The sequence below is a fragment of the Mesorhizobium sp. M0139 genome, assembly GCF_040322455.1.
Taxonomy (GTDB): domain Bacteria; phylum Pseudomonadota; class Alphaproteobacteria; order Rhizobiales; family Rhizobiaceae; genus Mesorhizobium.
Map to the genome: position 1 here is coordinate 133862 of NZ_JAMYTN010000003.1, position 24625 is coordinate 158486.

26 protein-coding genes are annotated in these 24625 nt (G+C 61.7%); 11 read left to right on the forward strand and 15 right to left on the reverse strand.

What is annotated here, in order from left to right; genetic code table 11:
• Positions 1–23: 23 nt before the first annotated feature.
• From NKJ58_RS05655 to NKJ58_RS05665, 3 genes are read right to left on the reverse strand one after another with little or no spacing between them, the layout of a single operon-like run.
• Positions 24–452, reverse strand: coding sequence for a GFA family protein (locus tag NKJ58_RS05655; protein WP_352518760.1), 429 nt, complete (start codon positions 450–452; stop codon positions 24–26).
• On the reverse strand, positions 445–621 hold the full coding sequence (locus NKJ58_RS05660) for a PCC domain-containing protein (protein ID WP_352518759.1): 177 nt from the start codon (positions 619–621) through the stop codon (positions 445–447). The genes NKJ58_RS05655 and NKJ58_RS05660 overlap by 8 nt, the downstream gene beginning before the upstream one ends.
• Positions 622–647: 26 nt before the next feature.
• Positions 648–965: a plasmid stabilization protein gene (locus tag NKJ58_RS05665; protein WP_352518758.1), complete on the reverse strand. Its 318-nt coding sequence runs from the start codon at positions 963–965 to the stop codon at positions 648–650.
• Between the two features lie 56 nt (positions 966–1021).
• Between NKJ58_RS05665 and NKJ58_RS05670 the strand changes: the two genes are divergently transcribed.
• Positions 1022–1231: a hypothetical protein gene (locus NKJ58_RS05670; RefSeq protein ID WP_156933213.1), complete on the forward strand. Its 210-nt coding sequence runs from the start codon at positions 1022–1024 to the stop codon at positions 1229–1231.
• Here NKJ58_RS05670 and NKJ58_RS05675 read toward each other — a convergent pair.
• From NKJ58_RS05675 to NKJ58_RS05690, 4 genes are all read right to left on the reverse strand, one after another.
• Entirely contained in the window at positions 1225–2196 is a 972-nt protein-coding gene (locus NKJ58_RS05675) for an SDR family oxidoreductase (RefSeq protein ID WP_023736044.1), read from the reverse strand. The two genes, NKJ58_RS05670 and NKJ58_RS05675, sit on opposite strands and share 7 nt — an antisense overlap.
• Before the next feature lie 183 nt (positions 2197–2379).
• Entirely contained in the window at positions 2380–3021 is a 642-nt protein-coding gene (locus tag NKJ58_RS05680; RefSeq protein WP_352512503.1) for a hypothetical protein, read from the reverse strand.
• 451 nt (positions 3022–3472) lie between these two features.
• Positions 3473–4453, reverse strand: a complete 981-nt coding sequence (gene ftsZ / locus NKJ58_RS05685) for a cell division protein FtsZ (protein ID WP_352518757.1) — start codon at positions 4451–4453, stop codon at positions 3473–3475.
• 318 nt (positions 4454–4771) lie between these two features.
• Entirely contained in the window at positions 4772–5641 is an 870-nt protein-coding gene (locus NKJ58_RS05690; protein ID WP_023752143.1) for a LysR family transcriptional regulator, read from the reverse strand.
• Between the two features lie 205 nt (positions 5642–5846).
• Between NKJ58_RS05690 and NKJ58_RS05695 the strand changes: the two genes are divergently transcribed.
• Together NKJ58_RS05695 and NKJ58_RS05700 are read left to right on the forward strand one after the other, a co-directional pair.
• Positions 5847–6032, forward strand: a complete 186-nt coding sequence (locus tag NKJ58_RS05695) for a DUF1127 domain-containing protein (protein ID WP_210164148.1) — start codon at positions 5847–5849, stop codon at positions 6030–6032.
• A gap of 142 nt (positions 6033–6174) precedes the next feature.
• Positions 6175–7272 (forward strand): DUF930 domain-containing protein, encoded by a 1098-nt coding sequence (locus tag NKJ58_RS05700; RefSeq protein WP_352497938.1) that lies wholly within the window; start codon positions 6175–6177, stop codon positions 7270–7272.
• A 72-nt stretch (positions 7273–7344) separates the two neighbouring features.
• Here the strand turns inward: NKJ58_RS05700 and NKJ58_RS05705 are convergent, their stop codons facing one another.
• The 6 genes from NKJ58_RS05705 to NKJ58_RS05730 form a co-directional block, all read right to left on the reverse strand.
• Positions 7345–8088: a ribonuclease activity regulator RraA gene (locus NKJ58_RS05705; RefSeq protein ID WP_352518756.1), complete on the reverse strand. Its 744-nt coding sequence runs from the start codon at positions 8086–8088 to the stop codon at positions 7345–7347.
• 23 nt (positions 8089–8111) lie between these two features.
• Positions 8112–9275 (reverse strand): mandelate racemase/muconate lactonizing enzyme family protein, encoded by a 1164-nt coding sequence (locus tag NKJ58_RS05710; RefSeq protein WP_352518755.1) that lies wholly within the window; start codon positions 9273–9275, stop codon positions 8112–8114.
• 31 nt (positions 9276–9306) lie between these two features.
• On the reverse strand, positions 9307–10404 hold the full coding sequence (locus NKJ58_RS05715; protein WP_023702109.1) for an ABC transporter ATP-binding protein: 1098 nt from the start codon (positions 10402–10404) through the stop codon (positions 9307–9309).
• 124 nt (positions 10405–10528) lie between these two features.
• Positions 10529–11419, reverse strand: a complete 891-nt coding sequence (locus NKJ58_RS05720) for a carbohydrate ABC transporter permease (protein ID WP_023714612.1) — start codon at positions 11417–11419, stop codon at positions 10529–10531.
• On the reverse strand, positions 11416–12375 hold the full coding sequence (locus NKJ58_RS05725; protein ID WP_023830842.1) for a carbohydrate ABC transporter permease: 960 nt from the start codon (positions 12373–12375) through the stop codon (positions 11416–11418). The genes NKJ58_RS05720 and NKJ58_RS05725 overlap by 4 nt, the downstream gene beginning before the upstream one ends.
• 81 nt (positions 12376–12456) lie before the next feature.
• On the reverse strand, positions 12457–13935 hold the full coding sequence (locus tag NKJ58_RS05730; RefSeq protein ID WP_023668101.1) for an ABC transporter substrate-binding protein: 1479 nt from the start codon (positions 13933–13935) through the stop codon (positions 12457–12459).
• Positions 13936–14140: 205 nt separating this feature from the next.
• Between NKJ58_RS05730 and NKJ58_RS05735 the strand changes: the two genes are divergently transcribed.
• From NKJ58_RS05735 to NKJ58_RS05755, 5 genes are read left to right on the forward strand one after another with little or no spacing between them, the layout of a single operon-like run.
• Positions 14141–14851 (forward strand): GntR family transcriptional regulator, encoded by a 711-nt coding sequence (locus tag NKJ58_RS05735; protein WP_023739522.1) that lies wholly within the window; start codon positions 14141–14143, stop codon positions 14849–14851.
• Between the two features lie 54 nt (positions 14852–14905).
• The gene (locus tag NKJ58_RS05740; protein WP_023752135.1) at positions 14906–16072 is read left to right on the forward strand and encodes a mandelate racemase/muconate lactonizing enzyme family protein; all 1167 of its coding nucleotides are present in this window, start codon (positions 14906–14908) and stop codon (positions 16070–16072) included.
• 56 nt (positions 16073–16128) lie between these two features.
• Positions 16129–17487: a mandelate racemase/muconate lactonizing enzyme family protein gene (locus NKJ58_RS05745; RefSeq protein ID WP_023725475.1), complete on the forward strand. Its 1359-nt coding sequence runs from the start codon at positions 16129–16131 to the stop codon at positions 17485–17487.
• Positions 17488–17534: 47 nt separating this feature from the next.
• Positions 17535–17861 (forward strand): NIPSNAP family protein, encoded by a 327-nt coding sequence (locus NKJ58_RS05750; protein WP_023712163.1) that lies wholly within the window; start codon positions 17535–17537, stop codon positions 17859–17861.
• Between the two features lie 8 nt (positions 17862–17869).
• Complete coding sequence (locus NKJ58_RS05755; RefSeq protein WP_352518754.1) at positions 17870–19072, forward strand: mandelate racemase/muconate lactonizing enzyme family protein; 1203 nt, start codon at positions 17870–17872, stop codon at positions 19070–19072.
• A gap of 74 nt (positions 19073–19146) precedes the next feature.
• On the opposite strand, the gene NKJ58_RS05760 is transcribed toward NKJ58_RS05755, so the two are convergent.
• On the reverse strand, positions 19147–19785 hold the full coding sequence (locus NKJ58_RS05760) for a MarR family winged helix-turn-helix transcriptional regulator (protein WP_023739519.1): 639 nt from the start codon (positions 19783–19785) through the stop codon (positions 19147–19149).
• A 117-nt stretch (positions 19786–19902) separates the two neighbouring features.
• On the opposite strand from NKJ58_RS05760, the gene NKJ58_RS05765 reads away from it, so the two are divergent.
• Complete coding sequence (locus NKJ58_RS05765) at positions 19903–21432, forward strand: MDR family MFS transporter (protein WP_031253278.1); 1530 nt, start codon at positions 19903–19905, stop codon at positions 21430–21432.
• 69 nt (positions 21433–21501) lie between these two features.
• Positions 21502–22338 carry an amidohydrolase family protein gene (locus NKJ58_RS05770; RefSeq protein ID WP_023739518.1) on the forward strand — a complete coding sequence of 279 codons (837 nt, stop codon included), beginning with the start codon at positions 21502–21504 and terminating at the stop codon, positions 22336–22338.
• 49 nt (positions 22339–22387) lie between these two features.
• Here NKJ58_RS05770 and NKJ58_RS05775 read toward each other — a convergent pair whose 3' ends face one another.
• Positions 22388–23173 (reverse strand): SDR family NAD(P)-dependent oxidoreductase, encoded by a 786-nt coding sequence (locus tag NKJ58_RS05775; protein ID WP_352518753.1) that lies wholly within the window; start codon positions 23171–23173, stop codon positions 22388–22390.
• An 82-nt stretch (positions 23174–23255) separates the two neighbouring features.
• Between NKJ58_RS05775 and uxuA the strand changes: the two genes are divergently transcribed.
• Positions 23256–24440: a mannonate dehydratase gene (gene uxuA, locus NKJ58_RS05780; RefSeq protein WP_023687892.1), complete on the forward strand. Its 1185-nt coding sequence runs from the start codon at positions 23256–23258 to the stop codon at positions 24438–24440.
• Positions 24441–24625 lie beyond the last annotated feature (185 nt).

Below are 24625 nucleotides of genomic sequence, written 5' to 3' on the forward strand. Positions count from 1 at the left end.
TTGGTCATTCGCAACAGGCGGCGCTACCAGCGTTCCTCGGTGTCGCGGTCCGGTAGGTCTATTCCGCAGCACACCCAACCAAGGCGCTGCGCTGAACCATAGTTGTACCGAGGCTCCAGATGAGCCGGATCATCGAAGGTACCGACGTGCAGCGCGATCTCGGTTGGCGATGCGTCGTAGCAAAGGCTGAGCGGCGACCCGCATTCTGGGCAGAAGCCTCTTTGCGCAATCGGCGAAGACCTTCGATATGTTGGCTTTCCGGAATTCCAGGTCAGGCTTTGGCAGGGCATCCAGGCAAGAACTGCAAACGCGCTGCCGGTCGCTCGTCTGCACATATCGCAGTGGCAGTAGTGAATCCTCGGTTCGATCCCGACGCTGAATCGGATCCTGCCACAGAGACATCCGCCATGGATGGCCAAGGAACCGGGCAGGCGCTTGCCAACCTCACGCATCAAGATCGATCAAGGCGGCGCCGAACGCTCCGATCGCAGTCAAAGAGGCACTGCCGAGGTTTTGGTGGGTTGCGAAGGCTGTCAGCGCGGCGAAGGCTTCTTCGCCGAGGTCGAGCACCACGACGAAAATTCTTTGCCCGCTGACCTGATTAGCGAGCTTGGGTTTCATGGCGTTCCGAATCTGTTGCGGAGCAGTTAATAGGCATGGTGCTCGGCATTCCGCTTGCGGGTTGCCGCTGCCTTCTTTGCCGATTCCGATCGGCTTGCGGCTGACCGTGAAGCCGATGCCTTGCCGCCGCTTTTCCCACCCTTGTGGGCCGCGGGGTGTCCGGTGTGTTTACCACGACCCGAGCCGCCTTCTTTCTTGCCTCCGCCATCGTCCTTGTTGACGGTCGCCCATGCCCAGCGCTCGGATTCCTTCTCGGAAACACCGCGCTTTTCATAGCCTTCGGCAAAGTGGTCGGCTTTGCGTTCCTGTTTGTCGCTGTATTTCGATTTGTCGCCTCGTGGCATGGTCGTTCTCCTGGCTCAATGATGTTTGAACGGGATGCCGGCGGGAGAGTTCCAAAGTGGAAATTCAGAAAACTGAAACGCGGGCGAGGATTTCGACCAACACGGGCCGTGGCGGGTGCCGTGAAGCGGCGGCGCACGGCACCGATCACGCTTTTCTTGAAGCGATCGAGCGCGGCAAGCGTCTCCCTGGAGACGACGTCGTCGCGTGCCAGCGCGCCGTCTACTCGGTAGCCAACGCAATGAAATACGTTCCGCGACCTCAGTAGCCACCGACCACCGGCAGGATCTCTCCCGTGATGTAACTCGAGCAATGCGACGAGGCGAGGAACACGTAAGCCGGGGCAAGTTCTTCCGGTTGCGCTGGCCGTTTCATCGGCGTATCCGCGCCGAATTTCGAGACGTCGTCGGCTTCCTTGTCCGAAGGGTTGAGCGGCGTCCACACCGGACCTGGCGCGACCGCGTTTACCCGGATGCCCTTGCCGACCAGATTGCCCGAAAGCGCTCGCGTGAAGGCATGAATGCCGCCCTTGGTCATCGAATAGTCAACCAGTTGCTTGGAACCGTCGATGCCGGTCACCGAACCGGTATTGATGATCGCGGAGCCCGGCTCCATGTGCGGCACGCTCTCCTGCGCCATGTGGAAATAGCCGTAAAGATTGGTCTTCAGCGTCGTGTCGAAATGTTCCTCGGTCAGGTCGTTGAAGTCACTGGAATGGATTTGGAAAGCGGCGTTGTTGACCAGCACGTCGATCCTGCCGAATTTTTCGACCGTCAGCGCCACGGCGTTGCGGCAATGCTCGCGTTCACTGACATCGGCTTTTATCAGTATGCAACGCCGGCCTTCCTTTTCGACGGCGTTTTTGGTCGCTTCGGCGTCCCTGTCTTCGCTCAGGTATACGATCGCAATGTCGGCGCCCTCGCGGGCGAACAAGACTGCCACCGAACGGCCGATGCCGGAATCACCACCCGTGATAAGCGCTACCTTGTCGTCGAGTTTTTTCGATCCGAGGTAGTAAGGCGCATCGTAGAGCGGAGCGGGCTCGATCGCCCATTCATGCCCCGGTTTGGGTTGATGCTGCTCGGGAAAAGGTGGCTCGGGATATTTGCGGGCGCCGGCTTGCATCGCTTGTTGCATTTTGCCATTGCTCTTCGTCTCGTCTTTGGCGTCGATACCACGCTGGATATGGCGTTGCTTGGCGGCTTCGGCTGAAGTCTGCGACTTAGTCTGCATGGCTTTCTCCTGTGCTCGGAGAACGAACAACGCATGCCGGGCAAAAAAGTTTGCGCAAATATCTCGATCCCGAAAGGGCTCGCCATTGCGAACAGCCTGCGAGGGGCGTGGAGCATTGGTCGTCAATAAGATCGGAATTGCCATGCCGGTGGCGTTCAGACAAACACCACATTCATTACCCGCTCAAAGCACGCTCTTTTCAGAACCATAGGGTTTGGCAATGCGGACCATGCCTTTCGTCCGGAGGCGCTGGTATAAATAGAAAATCGTCATCAAGCCGATTGCTGTTCCAGCGCCAAGACACAGCGCGAGCAATAGGTCTGCACCGACACGAAACGCAAGCAGAGTAACGCCCGCCGCCGCGACGATGGCATTTATGAATGCGATCATAGTCGCTGCAGTGGTCAGGTACGCCAGGAGAGGCCCAGTACGAAGAGAAGGTTCGGCGTCATTTTCGGGCCAGCGACCGAATTCCTTGGAAAACTGGAAGGCAGCCTCGTCGCCCAAAGTTCGATAGTAGGCTCTGATCCGGGCAATGCCGATATGGGCCTGCATGTTCTCAGCGGCGATGTCGACCAACCTCAAGACGGTAAAGGCACCCAGTAAAAAGACCGATGGCAGCACAACCGCGACAAACGGCAGGAAGAACTCGGAGGACTGCGTAACAAAGCCCGTTGCCACCAGAGCGCTCGACAGAGCCATAATGTAGATGGTCGTCCGCGACGCCATTTCACTTATGGACGTGCTGATCGCTGTCTGCTGCACGAAATGCTCTGTCGTCAGGGCCGCGAGAAACGAAGCATCGGGTGTCGGCGTGTCAGCCATGGAGTATGCTCCTGTCGGGTCGACCTGAGTTTTTCTTCGATATAGCGCTTGCGAGGCTGGCCGCCACTGGATGCTCCCGACGTCTGACCCATGCCGGTTTTATTGTGCCATATCCAGCGAGCCCGCATCACCGATCAGAAAGGGCCGATCATGTGGTCAGCAGACGCTGGCCATATCGCAGGCGAAATGTCTGCCGCGCTCAATCTGTATGGCCTCCTGTTGGGGATCCGGGTCGAAGCGCATTCGCGGCGCGGTTGCAGTTGGGAGCGGTTCCGCGGCGGCGCTGATGCGAGTTCGCGCATTCGTGGCAGCGGCCTCGAAACGAATTCGGTCCCTAGGCCGGCAACTTCACCGGCAAGTTCAATGGTGCGGGCTTGCGGGCCGACTTTTCGGTGGCGAAGCCCATGACCACGGTCCACCAGGACTCATAAATCAGCAGCCCGGATCCTGCCTACTGCGGTATCTCCAGGCCCTGCCGCAATCCTGTCGCGACGACTGAGACCCTGAATTTTCCGGCGAGTGCCCGGTCGAATATGGCGCCGACGATGATGTCGGCGTCGGCGTCGACCTCCTCGCGGATGCGGGTGGCGGCCTCATCGACTTCGAACAGCGTCATGTCCATGCCGCCCGAGATCGAGACCAGGACGCCCTTGGCGCCGATCATCGAGGCTTCGTCGAGAAGCGGGTTTGCTATCGCCGCTTCGGCGGCCTTCCTGGCGCGGTCCTCGCCCGTGGCTTCCCCGGTACCCATCATTGCGCGGCCCATGTCGCGCATCACCGACTTCACGTCGGCGAAGTCGAGATTGATCAGCCCCTCCTTGACGATGAGATCGGTTATGCAGCCGACGCCGGAATAAAGGACGCGATCAGCCATGGCGAAGGCGTCCGCGAAAGTCGTCTTTGCGTCGGCGATCCTGAAGAGGTTCTGGTTCGGAATAACGATCACGGTATCGGCGCATTCGCGAAGCTGCTCGATGCCCTCTTCGGCGGCTTGCATGCGGCGCTTCCCTTCGAAGGTGAACGGCTTGGTGACGACCGCCACCGTCAGGATGCCGGCTGCCCGTGCAGCGTTCGCTATGACGGGCGCGGCACCGGTTCCAGTTCCGCCTCCCATGCCGGCGGTCACGAAGCACATATGGGTTCCCGCTAGGTGGTCCCTGATCTCGTCGATCGATTCCTCGGCTGCCGCGCGGCCGACCGCCGGCAGCGACCCGGCGCCCAGGCCTTCCGTGACATGGGCACCCAGCTGGATCAGCCGCGATGCTTTCGACATGGTCAGTGCCTGGGCATCGGTGTTGGCGACGATGAACTCCGCACCCTGCAGATTTTCGGCAATCATGTTGTTGACCGCGTTGCCGCCGCCACCGCCGACACCGATAACGCTTATCTTCGGCCGCATTTCAGAGATGACGGGCCTTGCCGCGGTGCTCATCGTCTTGTTCTCCTTGGAATTGGTCGACAAAAGGTTCCCGGAACGCGCCGCTTGAACACGCCAGGTGCAAGAATCAGGTTCTATCGCCTTGGCACAGGGAATCAGAGGGTGAACTTTGCGGCAAGACAAGATGTGGGACTTGTATCATATACGCCTGAATGAGCCGACCTTTTGAATGGGTCTAGTCCAATGTTCCGGAATTCGCTCGGCTTCTGGCCAGCGAAAATCCACAATCCGGGATCCAACCCCTTCAAGCTTCACGCGCCCGCCTCACGCGCGAGAACCTTGAGAATCTGGCGGCCGATCGACGCCTGACGCTTAGCGGATCGGCATCTTGCCGCGAAACAACGGCTGATGGGCCCGCATCAGAGCGGCAATCCGGTCGGCAATCTTTCGTACTGGCGGGGAGTGGCGTTCCTCATGATGGGTGACGATCCACTGGTCGGTTTCGAGTTCGGGGATAGGCTGAGCGACGCGAACCAGCCGCGGATCGCTGTCGCCGACGAAACACGGAAACACGGAAAGGCCGGCGCCCGCGGCCACAAGTTCTCGCACCGAATGGGTGTTGTTGCCTCGCACGGCGATGCGGTCGCCATGATGGGCTTGCAGCCAGCGCGCCGAGGCGACGTTTGCTCCTTCGCCGGTGACGCCGACGAACAAGCCGGCAGCGATGCCGTTGATCAGGTGGCGTCCGGAATAAATGGCATACGCGACCTTGCCGCTCTGGCGGCCGGCCAGCCACTGTTCGGTTGGACGCTCGCTGCGGATGCCGATATCGGCGGCGCGGCGACCGATGTCGACCCGGTCGGTGGTGGTGACGAGTTCCACCCTGATGCCGTCATCGACCGTCCAGATTTCGCCGATATGGGCCGAAACGAAGGCCGAGGTCCAAGGCCCGGCCGAGACGCGGACAATGCGGTCGGGCAGGTTTCCCTCGCGCCAGCGGGTCAGCGACTGCATTGCTGCTTCGACGTCTTCGGCGCGCCGCAGCAGTTCTTCACCGACCGGGGTTAGCCGGTAGCCGGTCTGCTGCCGTACGAACAGCGCTTCGCCGATCTGCTTTTCGAGCGCGGTGACGCGTCGTCCCAGTGTGGCTGCGCTGAGGCGCGTGGTTGCCGTAGCCGCGCTCAGGCCACCCAGCCGCGCAACGTCGAGAAACAACCTCAGATCGTCCCAGCCAATATCCATTTTGCAGAAATGAAAAACTCCTTGCGACCGTGGCTGTAGCGCGAAGCGGCCATCACGCGCAAGTATATAGGCATTGGAAGCGCTTGATAATTCTGCCCTGGCGGGAAAATGACAGGCACCTCGGTTGGCCAGGCAGTCAGCGCAATCCGTTCGATCGTGCATACGCTTTGCGCGATTGCTTTGCGTTTTCGACCAATCCAAGAGCGTGGGTATCCTGCTCGCCAAGGAGACGATCATGTTGCATGAACTTCGACACCGTTTCGCCCGCTGGCTTGCCTATCGCCAGACGCTTGCGAGCTTGAGGCGGCTTCCAGACAGCATATTGGCGGATGCGGGCCTTTCTCGCGAAGAGCTCCGCGAGCGTGCCCGCGACGCCAGCCTGCGTCGCTGAGATTGGAGGCGGGCATGCAGAGAATGGAGCCGGCGGCGAGAAGCAATCAGGCGTCGTCTCCTCACTGCTGAGCTGCGGCTAAATCGTGCCAATGCAGTGGCCATGCTTGATGCGGCCGCAGTTTCGCTCCACATCGAAAGGGATGAAGACCGAGACATCCGAGCGGCGGCGGACTTTGCTGTGGGCCTTGCCCGCATCGCTGGTCCTGCACGCGCTTATCACTGCGTTCCTGGTCTACGGCCTGCCCATTCCTCCCGAGCAGCCGCAGGAGGAGCAACCGGTGAACGTCGCGCTCGTGCCGCCGCCCGAACAGCCAAAACCGAAACCCGCTCCCGCGCCGCCGCCACCGCAACCTGGAAAGCCGCCGGAGCAGAAGGTTGAAAAGCCGGCACCGGAAAAGCTGCCGCCGATCGAGGTCCTGAAGCCTGTTTTTCAGTTCGGCGACAAAGACACTGGCCCCAAAAAATCCTTGGATGGAGGCAGCGCTCAAGACAATGCGCCATCGCCGGCCAAGGATAACGAGCCACAGTCGGCTGTCGCGCCAAAGGATGCGGAGAGTAAACCCGCCCCAGCGCCAGACGCCGGAGAGCCGGCAGAGTCAGCCAAGATTAATGAGAAGCCGGAAGCGGACAAACGGGAGGCTGCGACCCCACCCGCTGACAAACAGGCATCCGCGGCCGCAATGCCTTTGGCTGCCCATGGGGACGACGGTGAGATCGAGCTTCCCGCGTCGGCTCAGGCGCCTCGGACCAGACCCGAAAACGTGCCGAAACGCCGCCCCGCAAAGGCTACGAAGTCAGGACGCGGAATCACCGAAGAGCCAAACTCCATCGACGTGGCCTCGGCTACACCGCGGCCATATTCGGGCCTTCCGGGCGTTCGCAAACTCTTTTCGCAAGGCGCTACCGGTGATGTGTTCGCAACGAACTCGATGGCCGACGTGCCTCGCGATCAACGGGCCGCCAGACTTTGCGCCAGCGTTCTTGAGCAAGAGTTGAACGACGCCTCTTATTCTCCCCAATTGATCCCAAGCATTCCGCTCAAGGCCGGCAATGTTCTTGACGCCCCAGACACCGCTTTCCGCACGGCAACGACATGGTACCATCTGAGCTTTCGGTGCGGTATCGACATCAATGCGACGCGGGTCACGTCGTTCGCCTTCCGCGTCGGAGCCGCCGCCTCGCCAGAGGAAAGCGCCTTTCTTGATCGGGACGTCCGTCGGCGGCGCGGTCCCGGCTGAGACGGCCCCCAGTAGTCTGCCGGGGGGCACATCGAATTTCACCGCACATATGGATCGTCTTGAATGCCTGCGTCAATCCGCCGGACGATTGGCTTTGCGCCACTCCTCATATTCGCCGCGGGCATCGTCATGCAGCGGATAGTAGCGCTCCAGCGGTGCGCCCTGCATCAGCTTCTCTCGCGAGAACTCTTCCCAATCGTGATGCTTCTGGGATTCCTCGATCACCTTTGCGGCCATTGCGACGGGAAGCACTACCACCCCGTCGTCGTCTGCGATGATAATGTCGCCCGGGATCACCGTGACACCACCACAGGCTATCGGAACGTTGACGGCGTTCGGATAGATGCTGGTTTGCACATGGTAGTTGGGCGTCCAGCCGCGCAGCCATAAAGGCAGATCGAGCTTTTCGACATTCGGCCGGTCGCGCATACATCCGTCGATGACGATGCCCGCGCCGCCTCTGCCCTTGAAATATGTCGACATCATATCGCCGAAGACGCCCGAGCTCATGTCGCCGCGCGCGTCGACGACCACCACATCGCCTTCCTGCGCGTGATAGAGCACGTGCCGGTGCAGTTGCGTTTCCGGGTCGGCGTATTCTCCCTCGCTGAAGAGGTCCGGCCGCTGCGGCAGGAACTGCAGCGTCAGCGCCGGCCCGACGATCGACTTCCCACGGTTCTGCGCCACCGGACCGACCATGTGGGGATTGCGGAAACCCATATGGCCAAGCGTGCCGGCAACCGTCGCGGCGCCGATTTCCCTCAGGGCGTCAATGAGGTCTTTGGGCGGCCGCGTGATGTCAGGGGTATGCGTCATTGTGGACTCCGGTTCAATTGGGACTACCAGTTCGTAACAGACCCGTCGCGGCGCCTGAGGTGAGGCGCTTCCCAGAAACGAAAAGCCTCCGCCCGGACCGCCGCTTCGTTGACCTCGACGCCGAGCCCCGGCAGGTCGCTGACCGGATAGTCGGGACCGTCGAGCCGTGGCTGCACGGGGAAGAAGTCGGAATTGTCGAAGCCCAGCTTCGTCTCGGGTTCCCTGGTCTCGAGCCACGCGAAGTTGGGTACAGCGGCGGCGAGATGCAGGGTCGCGGCCGTGCACACCGGACCAAGCGGATTGTGCGGCATCAGGTCGACATAATGCGCCTCGCTCCAGCCAGCGACCTTCATCGCCTCGGTGAGCCCGCCGACATTGCAGACATCGAGCCGGTTGAACTGATGGATGCCGCGCTCGATGTAGGGCAGGAACTGCCACTTGCTGGCAAATTCCTCGCCGATGGCAAAGGGAATGTCGGTCATCCTGCGCAGGCATTCGTAGGCTTCAGGTGTCTCGTCGCGGATCGGCTCCTCGAGAAAATCAAGCACGCCGCGGCCGAGCTTGTTGCAGAAGCTCGCCGCCTCTGCCACCGACAGCCGATGATGATAGTCGATGCCGAGGACGACGTCGTCGCCCAGCGCCTCGCGCGCCTTGTTCAGCATGCTCGCGGTAGCGCCGATCGACTCGCGGGGTTCGAAGATGTCCCTGCTGCTTTGCCCTGCGGGGAAGAAGCGGATCGCCTGCCACCCCCGTGCGCGCAGCTCCCGGGCTCGTTCGATGGCGACGTCGCCCTCGGCCTCGTCTCCGGTCGAGGCGAAGGTGGGGATGCAGTCGCGCTGCTTGCCGCCCAGCAGTTCGTAGACAGGCACCCCCAGCGCCTTGCCCTTGATGTCGTGCAGGGCGATGTCGATGGCGGAAATCGCCGCCTGCAGAACGCGCCCGCCCTCGAAGTACTGGCTGCGATATGCCTCCTGCCAGATCCGCCCGATCTGCATCGGGTCACGGCCGATGAGAAACTCGCGAAAATGCTCGACCGCGCCGGCAACGGCCTTTTCGCGCCCGCTCAAGCCGCTCTCGCCCCAGCCGAAGACGCCTAGGTCGGTCTCGATCTTGACGAGCATCTGATTGCGCGTTCCAACCCACACAGGATAGGGCTTGATCGCGGTGATCTTAAGCTTTTCAGTCATCCCCAACGTTCCCAATGAACCCCGTCTCATCTCAGCCGGCCTTGAGGGCCAGTTCAGTTTCGCCATCGAACAGATGCAGCCGCTCCTGGTCGAACTCGAGCCAGATCTGCTCGTCAGGTGCGACGGAGATGTTGGGGGACACGCTGATGTTGACGATGGCGCCTGACAGCAACGCCTGCACGAAGGTGACGTCTCCGGTCGGCTCCACTGTATAGGCCTTGGCCGGGACGCTGCCTGGCGCCGCGCTCTTGTGGAGCCTGATGGTCGAGTGACGTGCGCCGAGCACGACTTTCCTCGACGTTGCTCCCGCAACCTTCCGGGCGTTGAGGGGCGAGAGCTCAAGGCTCCAGCCCTCCGCGCCGGTCAACGCAGTGTTGCCGTTTGCTGTCGATGCCTCCAGTGGAACAAGGCTCATCGCCGGGCTGCCGATGAAGCTGGCGACGAACATGTTCACCGGATGGGCAAAGACCTGCGCCGGAGAATCGTATTGCAACAGGTAGCCGCCGTTCATCACCGCCATCTTGTCGGCCATGGTCACGGCTTCGAGCTGGTCGTGCGTGACATAGATGATGGTCGCCTTGAGGTCCTGGTGGAAGCGCTTGATCTCCGAGCGCATCTGGACGCGCAGTTTGGCGTCGAGGTTGGAGAGCGGCTCGTCCATGAGGAAAACGGCAGGGTCGCGGACGAGGGCGCGCCCCAAGGCGACACGTTGCTGCTGCCCGCCTGAAAGTTCGCGCGGCTTGCGCTCGAGCAGGTGCGTCATGTCGAGCACGCGCGCCGCTTCCTTGACCTTCCTGTCGATCTCGTCCCTGGGCAGCTTGCGCATCTGCAGCGGGAACGCCAGGTTCTTGTAGACCGATTTCTGCGGGTAGAGCGCGTAGTTCTGGAACACCATCGCGATGTCCCGGTCCTTGGGGTCGAGGTCGTTGACCACGCGGTCGCCGATGACGATGTCGCCCGATGTGACCGGGATCAATCCCGCGACAAGATTGAGCGTGGTTGTCTTGCCGCAGCCCGAAGGGCCGACGAGCGCAACGAACTCGCCGTCATTGACCGTCAGCGAAACGTCGTTGACAGCTTTGAAGCCGCCATAGGTCTTGACGAGATCTCTCAGGACCACGTGGGCCATCGGCAACTCCCTACGGCATGATGCCGAAAAGTGTGAAGCGGTTTTCGGACGACATCATGCTCTATCTCTTTGATTTAGAGGCGGATTCAGATTTCAGGTCGAACAGACCTGACATCATCCGGCTCTAGTGTTTGACCGCGCCTTCGGTAAGGGCGCGTACGAAGTATCGTTGCAGGAGGAGGAACAGCACCACGACGGGCACGCTCATCATGAAGCTGGCCGCCATCAGGCCCGGAAAGTCCGTCGTATTCTCCGAGAAGAAACGCTGTATGCCGACCGGCAGGGTCAACTGCTCGTTCTTGGAAAGGAAGGTGTAGGCATAGATGTACTCGTTCCAGGCGCCAATGAAGGAATAGATCGCGGTGGCGATGATTCCGGGCGTCGAGAGAGGCATCACGATCAGGATGAAGGCCTGGAACCGGGTCGCCCCATCGATCCGCGCCGCCTGCTCGAGCTGCACCGGAATGTTGTCGTAAAAGCCCTTGAGCAGCCAGATCGCCAGCGGCAGGCCGAAGGTGAGATAGGTGAGAATGAGCGAGCCATGCGTGTTCACCAGCCCGATCGCGCGCATCAGGATGAAGAGCGGCACGAGAAAGATCACCGCCGGGAACATGTTGCGCAAAAGCACGGTGAAGAACAGGAAGTTTCGACCGGGGAAACGAAAGCGCGAAAAGGCGTAGGCCGCAGGAACGGCCACGATCACCGAAAGGATTGTGGTGACGGTCGACACGTAGAGGCTGTTCCAGAAAAAACGCAGGAAGTCCTGGCCGACGCTGTTTTGCGGATCGAGCAGCTTCTGGTAGCTGGCCAGGGTAGGCTCTTCCGGCCACCATTGCGGTGGGAACTGCATCGCCGCGAAGCCGGACTTGATCGAGGTGATCAGCATCCAGATCATCGGCAACGCGGTGTAAAGCAGCATGAACACGAGGAAGATGCGCCCGGCCCAACGCCATCCGTCGATGCGCATGCGGCGCCGGGCCGGACGTCGAGGGACTGTCTCGACGATCGTGCTCATGCGCTCCCCTCTTTGCGCTCGTTGCCGGCCAGCGCACGGACGTAGAAGTAGCCCAGCACCATCAGCATGAGGAACAGGAGTACCGAATAGGCCGATGCGACACCCCATCGCTGCCGGCCGAAGGCGAGCTCATAAATGTGGGTGATCCAGATGTGCGAAGCGTTCGACGGCCCACCACCGGTCATGATCCACGGGATGATGAAGGAATTGAAATTGGCCACTGCGAGCAGCAGGATCGTCACCGTCGAGACGTTGCGCAGATGCGGGAAGGTGACGTGCCAGAAACGCTGCCATGCATTGGCCCCGTCGACTTCCGCGGCGCGCAGCAACTGGTCGGGGACCGTCTGCAAGCCGGCCATCATCATGATCATGGCAAACGGAAACTCGCGCCAGATGTTGACGACGATCAAGGAGGGCAGCACCGTGCTGACGTTGTCGATGAAGTTCGGCGGCCGGTCTGCCAATCCGAGGCCGACCACCACCGCGCCGATGATGCCGAAGTCCGAATGGTAAATCCACTTCCAGATATAGGAGGCGGCAACCGCGCTGATGACCCAGGGAATGATCAGGATAGCGCGCAGGACACCCCGGCCGATAAACTCGCGGTGGAGGGCCAGCGCGGCGGCAAATCCCAAGGCAAAGGCAACGAAGGTGGATGCGATCGTCCAGATCAGGGTGTTCAAGGTGACTTTCCAGAACACCTGACTGGTGACGATGGCCGTGTAGTTGTCCAATCCGATAAAGGTCTTGTCGCGGAGCTGCAGGCCAGGCGGCGTCTTAAAGAACGACAGCTCGACCGTGTAGTAGATCGGATAGGCGATGACGATGAGCATCACGGCGATCGCTGGAAGCACGTAAGCGTAGTCGGCGCGATGCTCCCAGATATTCCGCAGCACCCCGGAGCTACCGGGTTGCAATCTTCGGCGAGCCTCGGCCTTCCCGGTCACGATCGTCACGATGGCGTGCCCTTGTTGTTCGGAGCAAACCGGCTGCACGCACTATCGGCGCAGCCGGCCGGATCGCAGGTCAGGCCCGGACTAGAGTCCGTCCATCAGGTTTTTCACCTTCTCGGCCGCGTCGTCCGCTGCCTGGTCGACGGTCATCGCTCCGGTCAGGGCGTTCTGCAGCATGTCCGGGACGATGATATTCATGATCTCGGGGGATTGCGGCAGCGCCGGAAACGGAATGCCGTATGGCAACATCGAGGTCGTGACATCGAGGAACTTGATGTTGTCCAGACGTTCCTTCATCCATTTGGTCTTGAAGCCGTTGAGGTTGCCTGGGTTCGAGCCGGCATACGCCATCTTCAACGACCATTCAGGGCTCGTCCACATGCAGATGATGGCCTTTGCGGCCGGCTCGTCCACCTTGCCGCCCTCGACATATTCGGGCTTCAGGATGTGAATGTTCGAGCCACCAAACACGACCGCCCGCTTGCCGTCGGGGCCGGTCGGAATCAGGCCATAGCGCATGTTGTCGATGACGGTCTGCGCCTTGTCCTTGTCGGCGCCCGTTGCCTTCTTCTGCAGGTCGAGCATGACGTTATAGTCGGACGGGTGCGAGACCATCATGCCGAGTTGGCCGGCGACGAACAGGGGCTGGTTATCGGCCTGCTGGTTGGTGAGGGCCGAAACCGGAACCGACTTGTCGCGAACATACATGTCGTAGGAGGCTTGCAACGCCGCCTTGCTCTGCGGGCTATTGAGCTCGACCTCCTTATAGGTCGGGTTCGCGGAGGCTTCGTCGAAGACACCGCCGCCATAGGCCCATAGCTGCGGCATGAAGCGGTACGGCGTGTTGCCGGCGTTCTTGCGCGCCACGAGGCCGTAGCCGGCAATGCCGAGCTTGTCATGGATCTGCTTGGAATATTTGACGACGTCGTCCCAGGTAGCCGGAGCCTTGTCCGGATCGAGGCCCGCACGCTTGAAAATGTCGGCGTTCCAGATGAACGCCATCGTCTCATTGTTGGTGGGAATGCCGTAGGTCACGCCATCCCAGGTTACCGCCTTCATGGCGCCGGGCCAGAAATCCTCTGTGGGATAGCCCACATCTTCCGGCTTGAGCGGCTGCAGATAACCCTTCGAGGCGAACTCGGTTCCGCCCAGGATTTGCAGGCGGACCGCCATCGGCGCGGCATTGCCCAGCAGCGCCGTGCGGAACTTGTCGAGAAGGTCGTTGTAGGTGAGGGCCTGATCCTCGAGCTGGATGTTCGGATAGGTCTTGCGGAAGGTCTCGAAGAAATCCTTGTAGTACTGACGCAGCAGGTCGGGGTCGCCCTCGAACACGCCCTGATACCAGAACGTCAGTCGCCCCTTGTAGTCGAGCGGAGTGACCTTGCCGCAATCGGCGGCCGTGTCGAAATCCTGTGTGCCGGCGATGGAGCGCACATATTCCGGCGACCACTTGCTCAAATCGACTGGCGGCGAACCCAGCGCCGATCCCGACATGAGCGACGCCATCAAAGCAGTGGCGACAGTGCCGCGCAGGACGGCACCGCCGAGTGTAATCCTCGTCATAGTATCCTCCCAGATTCTCCCATGCCGCTGTGCGCCAAGGGGCTCGTCCGACCGTGCGGGATGCGTCCTTCTGCTCAATGTATCCCTTCGATCATCTGGTACGTTTTCAGATCGTGGATTGCCTGTCAACGCACCCGATCGTACATTGTTTGCAAAACGCGTGTATGATATCGAGCATGCGATGTACTAATCGGGGGAGCCGGCTTTGGCCGAAACAAGTGATTTCAAAGCAGAGCCACCCGTGGGGATTGATCCCATCGGGGCGTCCAGCGAGGGCGCCTCGCTTTATGAGCTGATCCGGGAAGACATCATCGAGGGACGGCTCGCCGCCAACGAACGGCTTGTGGTCACCGATCTCGCCCGGCGTCACGGCACCTCGACCAACCCCGTACGCGAGGCGCTGCAGCTGTTGCGAGGGGAGGGCTTCGTCACCTTTGTCGCCAACCGTGGCGCGCGCGTCCGGCCCATAGACCAGGATTTTGTCCGGGATATCTACGAGATCGGAGTCCTGATCGAGCCGGCCCTGACGCGATGGTTCGTGAACATGGCGACCGGCGAGGACATCGCCGAACTCGAACGCATCCAGGCTCTGATCGAAGAGAACAACTTCACCGACACATTGCGGCACAGTGAACTGGATACCGCCTTCCACACCGTGATGTACCAGCGCCACTACAACCGCCATGCCGCCGAGCTTTGGTGGAAGCATCGCGAAGTGCTGCGAGCCGTGAGCCGGCGTTTCAATTTCACGCTCGCGCGGCGGGCCGCCATTATGCGTGAACACCGCGAGCTCATCGCGCATATCAGAGCGGGAAATGCCGACGAGGCGGCCGAACTCATTTCCCGCCATGTCGAGGGTTCCGGTCGGCACGTCCTCGAACAGATGCGTGCGCGCAATGCCGCTCGGGCCGGATAGAGTTTCCAGCCCAGAACATCATTGGTCCAGCCATCAGACAGAGGTAGTTGAGAGATGAAAATCACGAGCGTTCGGCCGTGGCTGATCAAGTCCGATGCTTCCTATTGGGGAGAGTTCCTGTTCGTCGAGGTGACGACCGACGAAGGGGTGAGTGGCTGGGGGGAAATCACCACCACCACAAGGCTCGCCAACCGCGCGCTGTGCACGATCCTGCGGCAGATCGGTGTTGCCGTCACAGGTGAGGATCCGGTGCGCATCGAGCATCTCTGGCACAAGATTTTCCGCAGCTTCACCTATATGGGCAGCCGCGGCGCCGCAGTCGAATGCGTGAGCGCTATCGACATAGCGCTCTGGGACATTCGCGGCAAAGTTCTAGGCAAGCCGATCTACGAGCTGCTGGGCGGACCGGTGCGCGATGAAATTGCGCTCTATACCCATCCCAACCAGGCCAAGTTTACCAGCAAGGAGGCTGTGGTCCGCGAAATTCGAGACATCGTCGAATCCGGACACACCGGGCTGAAGTTCGATCCTTTCCCCCACCAGGGCCGCATCGCCGATGGCTTGGCGCGCGAACAGCGGGACGGCTACCTCGATGGCAGCATGACCCGCAAGGACGAGCGCGAGGCTGCCGAACTAACGGCTTTGATCCGTGAAACGGCGGGGCCCGATGTCGACATTCTCATCGACGCGCATGGCCGCTTCGACGTCCCCACCGCCATTCGCCTCTGCCGAAGCCTCGAGGAAGCCGGCCAGATCGACTGGTTCGAGGAGCCATGCCCGCCAGAAAGCCTCAATGCTCTCAAGCAAGTGCGTGAGAAGGTCAGTGCCGCCATCTCGTGGGGCGAGCGCGGCCACACCAAATGGGATTTCGTGCCGGTGCTCGAGAACAGGCTTGCGGACTACATCATGCCGGACGTTACCTGGACCGGCGGCATTACCGAACTGAAGAAGATTTCCGCCCTGTGCGAAGCCTACTACATCCCGGTCTCGCCCCATGACGCCGCGGGACCGATCAATGTGGTTGCGGGAGCGCAGGTGATGATGACGGTTCCCAACTTCTACAAGCTCGAAACGTCGGAGTGGAACCTGGACAAATATAATCACCTCATCGACGAGCCACTCGATGTCTCGAACGGCAGCCTCAAGCTGGCGTCGAAGCCGGGTCTCGGTGTCGAGATGAACCGAGACTACCTGCAGGCCCACGAGATAGAGCTTGGCTAGCAACGCTTATGCAGGCCGGGGGTGCGGGGCGCCACCAATCAGAACGAGGATAAGCCATGGCAAAGACGGGTAGCGCCGGCGAGGCGCTCAATCGGGTAAATACGAACTCCAGGCCGAGCGACCTGCGCATCACCGACCTGCGCGTTGCCGAGATCGTCGGCGCGCCGTTCACCTCCGCGCTGGTCAAGATCTACACCAACCAGGGCATTGTCGGCCTGGGCGAAGTGCGCGACGGCGCCAGCGCGACCTATGCGCTGATGCTGAAGAGCCGGTTGCTGGGCGAGAACCCTTGCGACGTCGACCGGCTGTTCCGGCGCATCAAGCAATTTGGTGGCCATGGACGGCAAGGTGGCGGTGTCTCGGCAATCGAGATCGCGCTTTGGGACCTCGCCGGCAAGGCGTATGGCGTGCCGATCTACCAGATGCTGGGAGGACGGTTTCGCGACAAGGTGCGTGTCTATTGCGACACCGACGCGGACAAGCCCAGCGGCACCGAGACCGGAAAGCGGCTCAAGGCGCGGATGGATCTCGGTTTCACCTTCCTCAAGATGGATCTCGGTCTGGCGCAGATTTCGCACATATCGGGCGCAGTGGTGGCGCCGGCCGGCGTGCTCGACGGTTTCCGCAGCCATGCCGCGCGCGGTCCGGCACGCACGCTGGCCGAGCGCCGGGCGCGTAATGCCGCCTATGATGCGCAAAACGTGCCGCATCCCTTCACCGGCCTCCACTTCACCGAAAAGGGCATCGACCTGCTCGACCAATATATCCACGAGGTCCGCGAGGTGATCGGCTACGAGGTTCCGCTCGCCATCGACCATGTCGGCCACATCTCGCTGCAGGACGGCATCCGTCTGGCCCGGCGGATCGAGAAATACGCACCGGCCTGGCTCGAGGACGTGATCCCCTGGCAGTACACCGAGCAGTATCGGCAGTTGCAGCAGGCGACGTCGGTGCCGATCTGCACCGGTGAGGACATCTACCTCAAGGAAGCATTCGAGCCGCTGCTCAATTCAGGCATCTCGGTCATCCACCCGGACTTGCTGACCACCGGCGGCATCCTCGAGACCAAGAAGATCGGCGACGCGGCGCAGGAGCATGGCGTCGCCATGGCCATTCACATGGCGGAAAGCCCGATCGCGGCAATGGCCGCCGCGCATGTCGCGGTAGCGACGGAAAACTTCATGGCGCTCGAATATCACAGCGTCGAAGTCGACTGGTGGGACGACATCGTCACCGGCCTGCCCAAGCCGCTGGTCGAGGACGGGTTCATCACCGTGCCCGACAAGCCTGGTCTGGGCATCGACGACATCGTCGACGAAGTGATCAGCCAGCACCTGCAGCCCGGCGTCACCGACATCTGGCAACCGACCGATCACTGGGACGACGAATATTCCTGGGACCGCACCTGGAGCTGACTCTACACTTCTCTCCTCGGAGGGAGAGGTGAACAGAAGGATGGACCATGATCTATGAACTTCGCATTTACGACTGCGTGCCGGGCCAACTCCCGGCGCTGCTCAAGCGTTTCAACGACCATACCTTGGCGCTGTGGGATAGACATGGCATTCGCCAGGCCGGGTTCTTCACCACGGTGGTCGGCGAAAGCAGCAATCGACTGACCTATTTCATCGCCTGGGAATCCCTTGCCGAGCGCGAAGTGAAATGGAAGGCCTTCACCACCGATCCGGCATGGCTCGAGGCCCGCGACGAGTCCGAGCGCGATGGCCCGATCCTGGCCAATATTTCCAGCCAGTTTCTCGCGCCAACCGCCTTCTCGTCGGTGAAATAGAGGACATCATGAAGATCACCGATCTCAGGTGCGCCGTCATCGGCAGGCACCCCATCGTGCGCATCGTCACCGACGAAGGCCTCCATGGCCTCGGCGAGGTCGAGTACACCAAGCCTTATCTGAAACCCTGGGTGCTGCATTTCCGCGACGCGCTGATCGGCGAGGACCCGACCGATGTCGAACGCGTGATGTTGAAAATCCGCCAGCGCGGCTCGTTCAAGCCCTACGGCGCCGCCGTCAGCGCTATCGAGCATGCTCTGTGGGACATCGCCGGCAAGGCGGCAGGCGTTCCGGTCTACAAGCTGCTCGGCGGCAAGGTGCGCGACAAGGTGCGGGTCTATAACGGTTCCATCCGCAAGAAGCGCACCGGCGACAGGCCGGAGGATTACGCGGCCGACGTCAAATGGATGATGGAGCGGCCGGAAGGTTTCTTCATGGTCAAGCAAGGCATCAGCTTTCATTCCAACATGAAGACCAGCGTCCCCGGCTTCCACTACGGCGTGCGTCAGCCGCCGACCTATCACGGCGCGATGGACCAGGGGCAGATCAGCGAGCGCGGCATGGCGCATATGATCGACTGCGTCGTCGCCATGAAGGAGGTGCTCGGCGACAAGGTTTCGCTGGCGCTGGATTGCGGCCCCGGCTGGTTCCTGCCCGACGCCATCCGCTTCGCGCGGGCGGTGGAAAAATACAATCTGATGTGGCTGGAGGACATGCTGACCGGCGACTACGTGCCATGGGTCAACCCGCAAGCCTATCGCGAACTCACGACATCGACGTCCACCCCGATCCATACGGGCGAACAGATTTATCTGCGCCATAATTTCAAGGAACTGATCGAAACACAGGCGGTGCGCGTCATCGGCCCGGATCCCGCCGACATCGGCGGTATCGCCGAGCTCAAATGGGTGGCCGAGCATGCCTATATGCACTCGATCATGATGGCGCCGCACGGCACGGCGAACGGTCTGCTGGGCCTCGGCGCGCTGATCAATGTCTGCGCCACGCTGCCGGCCAACTACATCGCCTTCGAATACCCCAGCGCCTCCGACCCGTGGTGGGAGGACATCGTTGTTGGTCTGCCCAAGGGGCAGATCGTCAGGGATAGCATGGTGGACCTGCTCGAAGCTCCGGGACTCGGCCTCGACATCGATGCCAAAGCGGCGAAGAAATACCTGGCGGAAGAGGACGCCGGTTTCTTCGACCGATAACGATCCGACGCGACTCGAGCGTCAAGGGCTATCGAACGGCTCGCACACATGGGTGAGCGTCCACGCCGTGCCGCCTATTTCGTTTCGGGCAGCATCTCGTCCATCAACTGCTTGACGGCCTCGGCGGATCTTTTCATCCCGGCTTCGTCCATGGCCCAACCGGCGAAGCGTTCCAGCAAGGTGGCGAACCTTACTAGGTCCTGCTCATCCCACTGTGCCAGAGATCCGGCGAAAATCCGCCATTTGGTCTGGCGCACCGCCGCCACGAGGCGCTCACCCTTGGCGGTGAGTTTGAGGCAGATGCGGCGGGCATCGCGTTGCGATGCGACACGGCAGGCATAGCCGCGTTCGACGAGGTCGGCCGCGATGCGGCTGGCGCGCGACGGATCGATCTCGAGGCGCTCGGCGATGACGCCAACCGTCACCTCATCCTGCTGGGTAGCGCTGAAAACCGGATTGTTCGCGATGGCGCTGATCGCATCGAGATGGCTCACTTCCAGCGAAGGGTCTACGCGCGCCAGGATCATGCGGCCGAAGTCGCGGCGCTGGATCGAGCGGCGCACCTTGCTCATTACCGCATCGATGGCGGCCACGGCCTCGGCCGCCGGTTCGGACAGGCCGCTGCCGCGCGCCAGATCGGCGAGATCCCGGTCGCCGCGCGTCTGGAACAGGGCTGGAAATCGGTCCGGACTGCCGGATGCGTTGCTGCTCATCCCATAGCGCGTTAGCAAGAATATATGCTGATGTCAATTATATGCTACGCGCACATATCTGGTTGACACCTCTTGGTTGTGGGGACATAAATCGCGCCCCAAGCTACGGAGACACCGATGACTGTCGAGCAGACGCTGCCGGATGCGCCGCCCGTGGAGGCCCAAGTCAGGCCCGACCTTACGACCTTGATCGTCTATTTCGGCGCGCTGATCGCCATGTTCATGGCAACCATCGACATGCAGATCGTCGTCACCGCCTTGCCCACCATTGCCGGCGAACTCGGCAATCTGCATTTGTTCGGCTGGGTCGGTGCCGCCTACCTGCTCTCGACCGCCGCGGTCTCGCCATTCTACGGCAAGCTTGGCGACATGTATGGCCGCAAGAATGTCGTGCTGACGGCGATCGGCCTGTTCCTGCTGGGCTCGCTGGTCTGCGGCATGGCATGGTCGATGGAGAGCTTAATCGCCGCGCGCGTGCTGCAGGGTATCGGCGGGGGTGGGTTGATGGTTTCGGCCTTCGCCATGATCGGCGAACTGTTTTCGCCGCGCGACCGCGCCAAATATCAGGGCTACAGTTCGGCGGTGTTCGCGCTGTCGTCGGTGCTCGGCCCGCTGGCCGGCGGCTACATCACCAGCCTGTTCGGCTGGCGTTGGGTGTTCCTGGTCAATTTGCCGATAGGGATCATCGTGCTGGCGGTGCTGGCCTTCGCCATGCGCAGCCGGTTCAACGAAAAGCGGCACCGCATCGACTATCTCGGCGGCGTGCTGCTCGCCACCGGCACGACGGCGATCGTTTATTGGGGCTACCACGTGCTCGACCCCAGCGGACCGGACCTCATCACCTTCGCGCTGCCGCTGCTGGCACTAGTCGCCATCACCTTGTTCGTCATGGTCGAGCGGCGGGCCGAAGAGCCGATCGTACCTCTGCGGCTGTTCGGCAATTCGACGGTCAGCATCGTCTCGGGCGTGTCGCTGGTCGCCGGAACGGTGACGCTGGGCATGTTCTTCTATTTTGCCCTCTACATGCAGACGCTGACGGGCCTGAGCCCGGCCGAGGTAGGCTTCCTTTTCCTGCCGGCGTCGCTCACGTCCATGGTCATTTCGATCGTCGCCGGGCGGGTGATCGCGGCAACCGGACGCTACAAATGGATGCCGGTGGTCGCCATGGCTATTGGCGGGTTTCTGATGCTGGGCTTCGTCCTCACCAACCAGCATACGCCGATCTGGGTATTGGCGACGATGATGGCAGTGTTCGGCATCAGCATGGGCCTGCAGTTCCAGGTGCTGATCGTGGCGATCCAGGCGGCAGCACCGCTGCAGGATATCGGCGCGGTGACGTCGCTGATCACCCAGGCGCGGACGCTCGGAGCATCGCTGGGTCTGGCGCTGAACGGCGCGGTGATGATCTGGGCGCTGAACCGGCAGACAGCCGAGCTTCCTGCAGACGCCGCCGCCCTGCTGCCGGGTGGCCTGAACGGGTTGACGCCGCACCTCGCGTCGAGCCTGCCGGGCGCGATCCGCGAAGTGGTGCTCGACCATTACTCCAGTGGTTTCAACGTGATGTTCATCTGGGTGGCGGCGCTCTATTTCGTCGCCATGGGGCTGACGCTGCTGCTCGAGGACAAAGAGATCCCGAAGCGGGCCTGAGCCAAAGCTTGTGTCATGCGCTGGGTTTAGGCATTTGGCGATGATCTGAAATCACCGAGGAGGACAGCCATGATCATCGACACTCATCTGCACCTGATCGACCTGTCGGCGCTGCGCTATCCCTGGCTCAGCCGCGAGCCGGCGCTCAACCGCGATTTCCCGCACGCAGAATATGCGATCCAGGCCCGCCGCGCCGGTATCGAGGCCGCGCTGCATATGGAGGTCGACGTCGATGAAGCCGACATCCAGGCCGAGACCAGCCATGTGAAGGCGCAGTCGCTGGAGAAGGGCAGTCTGTTGCGCGGGGCGATCGCCTCCTGCCGCCCGGAGGAGGCCGGCTTCGCCGCCTATCTCGGGCGCCAGCAAGCCGACCCTTTCGTCAAGGGGTTCCGCCGCGTGCTGCATGTCATGCCGGACGAGCTTTCGGACAGCGCGCTGTTTCGCGAAAACATCAAGCGGCTTGCCGGCACCGGCCTGACCTTCGACCTCGTCGTCCTGCCGCATCAGATTCCAAGGGCGGTTGCGCTCGCCGATCTGGCGCCGGATGTGCAGTTCGTGCTCGACCATTGCGGCGTGCCCGACATCAAGGCCAGTGCGGAACATCCGTGGCGCGAGCATATGACCGAGATCGCGCGGCGTCCCAATGTCATCGGCAAGATCTCCGGTGTCGTCGCCTATGCCGATGCCGGCTCATGGACCGTCGAGACCTTGCGCCCCTATGTCGAGCACACGATCGGCATTTTCGGCTGGGACCGCGTCGTGTGGGGCAGCGACTGGCCGGTGTGCACGCTTGGCGGTGGCCTTGCCACCTGGGTGGCGGCGACGCATGCGCTGATTGCGGGAGCCAGCCCTGAGGAGAGGACGAAACTGCTGTCGGGCAATGCCAAGCGCATGTGGAAGCTGTAGCGCGGTCGGACACCGATTGCCTGCAAGCGCGCAGAACGCCATCATAGCGCTACTTCACGCCAATACCTGCCGTCAGGCCGCCATCGATCCTGTAGTCCGCGCCGGTGCAGAAGCCGGCCTTCGACGAGCACAGGAAGGCGATGAGTTCCGCCACTTCCCCCGGTTCGCCGATGCGGCCGAGCGGATGCGCCGCGCCGAAGCGCTTGTAGGCCTCTTCGACATCGGCATCGCTGCCGCCGTCACCGCGCGCAGCCTTCTCCAGGATCGGCGTGCGGATCGAGCCCGGGCTGACCGAATTGACGCGGATGCCTGATGCCGCGTAGTCGAGCGCCAGCGAGCGCGTCAGCGTGTGGATGGCGCCCTTGGTCGTGGCATAGGCGGCGACGTTCTGCTGGCAGGCAAAGCCCTGCACCGAGGCGACGTTGACGATGGCGCCGCCTCCGCGCTTGATCATTTCCGGAATGCCGAAATGCGCGGTCAGGTAGATCGAGCCGACATTGACCGTCATCGTTCGGTTCCAGGTTTCCCAGTCGGTGGTCGTCGCCGTGCCATAGGGATGGACGGCGGCTGAATTGACGATGACATCCAGGCCGCCGAACTTCGCGACGCCAGCCGCGACCGCGTCGCGCACCTGGTCGGAGATGGACACATCGGTGTCGATGACCAGCACCGCGGCACCAGCACTTTCTAGTTGCGCTTTCATCGCCGCGTTGGCGGCGCGGTCGATGCCGCAGGCGATGATTGCGGCGCCACCGGCCGCAAGGCGTGTGGCGGTTGCCAGGCCGATTCCGGTCGTCCCGGTCACCAGGGCGACCTTGCCGTCGAAATCCGTCATTTCTAAAAACTCCTCCATTTTCTATCGACTCCCATCGGGGTCCAACAATAAGTTGCCAACCTGTCGCAGAAGGAAAGCCGAAATGGAACAATGCTGGCGCTGGTATGGGCCCGATGATCCGGTGACGCTCGATCATGTCAAGCAGGCGGGCGCCACCGGCGTGGTCTCGGCGCTCCACCATATCTATGACGGCCGGGCGTGGCCTGAGGCCGAAGTGCTGGAGCGCAAGCGCATTATCCAGGAAGCAGGACTGACCTGGTCGGTCGTCGAGAGCATTCCGGTCCATAATTCCTTCAAGATCGGCGCGCAGGAACGCGAGCGCTATGCCGGCTATTACCGCGATTCGATCCGCGCGCTGGCCAGGGCCGGCATCGCCACGATCTGCTACAATTTCATGCCGGTGGTGGACTGGACCCGCACCGATCTAGCCTACCGTCTGCCGACGACAGGCTACGCCCTGCGTTTTGATGCCGTTGATTTCGCCGCCTACGATCTGTTCGTGCTGAAGCGCAAGAACGGTGCTGACAGCTATACGCCGGCGCGTATTGCGCAAGCGGAAGCGCGGCTGAAGGAATTGTCGCCAGAGAAGATGGACCAGATCGAGCGCAATCTGATCGCCGGCCTGCCGGCTACAGAGCGCAAGTATGACCGCGACAGTTTTCGCGAGGCGCTTGCGGACTATGACGGAATCGGGCCGAAGGAGTTGCGCGGCAACCTCGCGTGGTTCCTGCGCGAGATCATTCCGGTGGCGGAAGAGGAGGGGGTGCGCATGTGTATCCACCCCGACGATCCGCCGTTTTCGCTCTACGGCCTGCCGCGCGTCGTTTCGACCGCCGAGGATGCGCGTTTCATTCTCAATGCCGTCGACAGCCAGGCCAATGGGCTGACGTTCTGCACCGGGTCCTACGGCACGCGCGCCGACAACGACATCGTCGCCATGGTCAAGGAATTCGGCGACCGCATCCACTTCGCCCATCTGCGCAACATCACCATCGAGGATGACGGCTCGTTCTACGAGGCCGAGCATCTCGAAGGCGGCACCGACATGGCGCATGTCATCCTGGCGCTGATGCAGGAGGAGGCGCGCCGCCGCAAGGAGGGCCGAGCCGACTGGCAAATCCCGATGCGGCCGGACCATGGCCACCTGCTCGCCGACGATATCGGCAAGACAAGGATCAATCCCGGCTACTCGCTGATCGGCCGCCTGAAGGGTTTGGCCGAATTGCGCGGCATCATGCGGGCCGTGGAAACGTTTGGGCTGGCTTGAAGGGGCAACGAACTGCGTTCAATGCCGACGCCGGCTCAGCGTGCGTCGCTGTAGATCCATGCGGCCGGCGCGGACGCAAGACACCTCCGATTGCCAGGTTGACAGAAAGCTGACAATGTATCATATCCGAAAAGCTGAGTATGTATCATATTATTCAGCGCTAGGAGAAAGACCGGCAAAGCCGG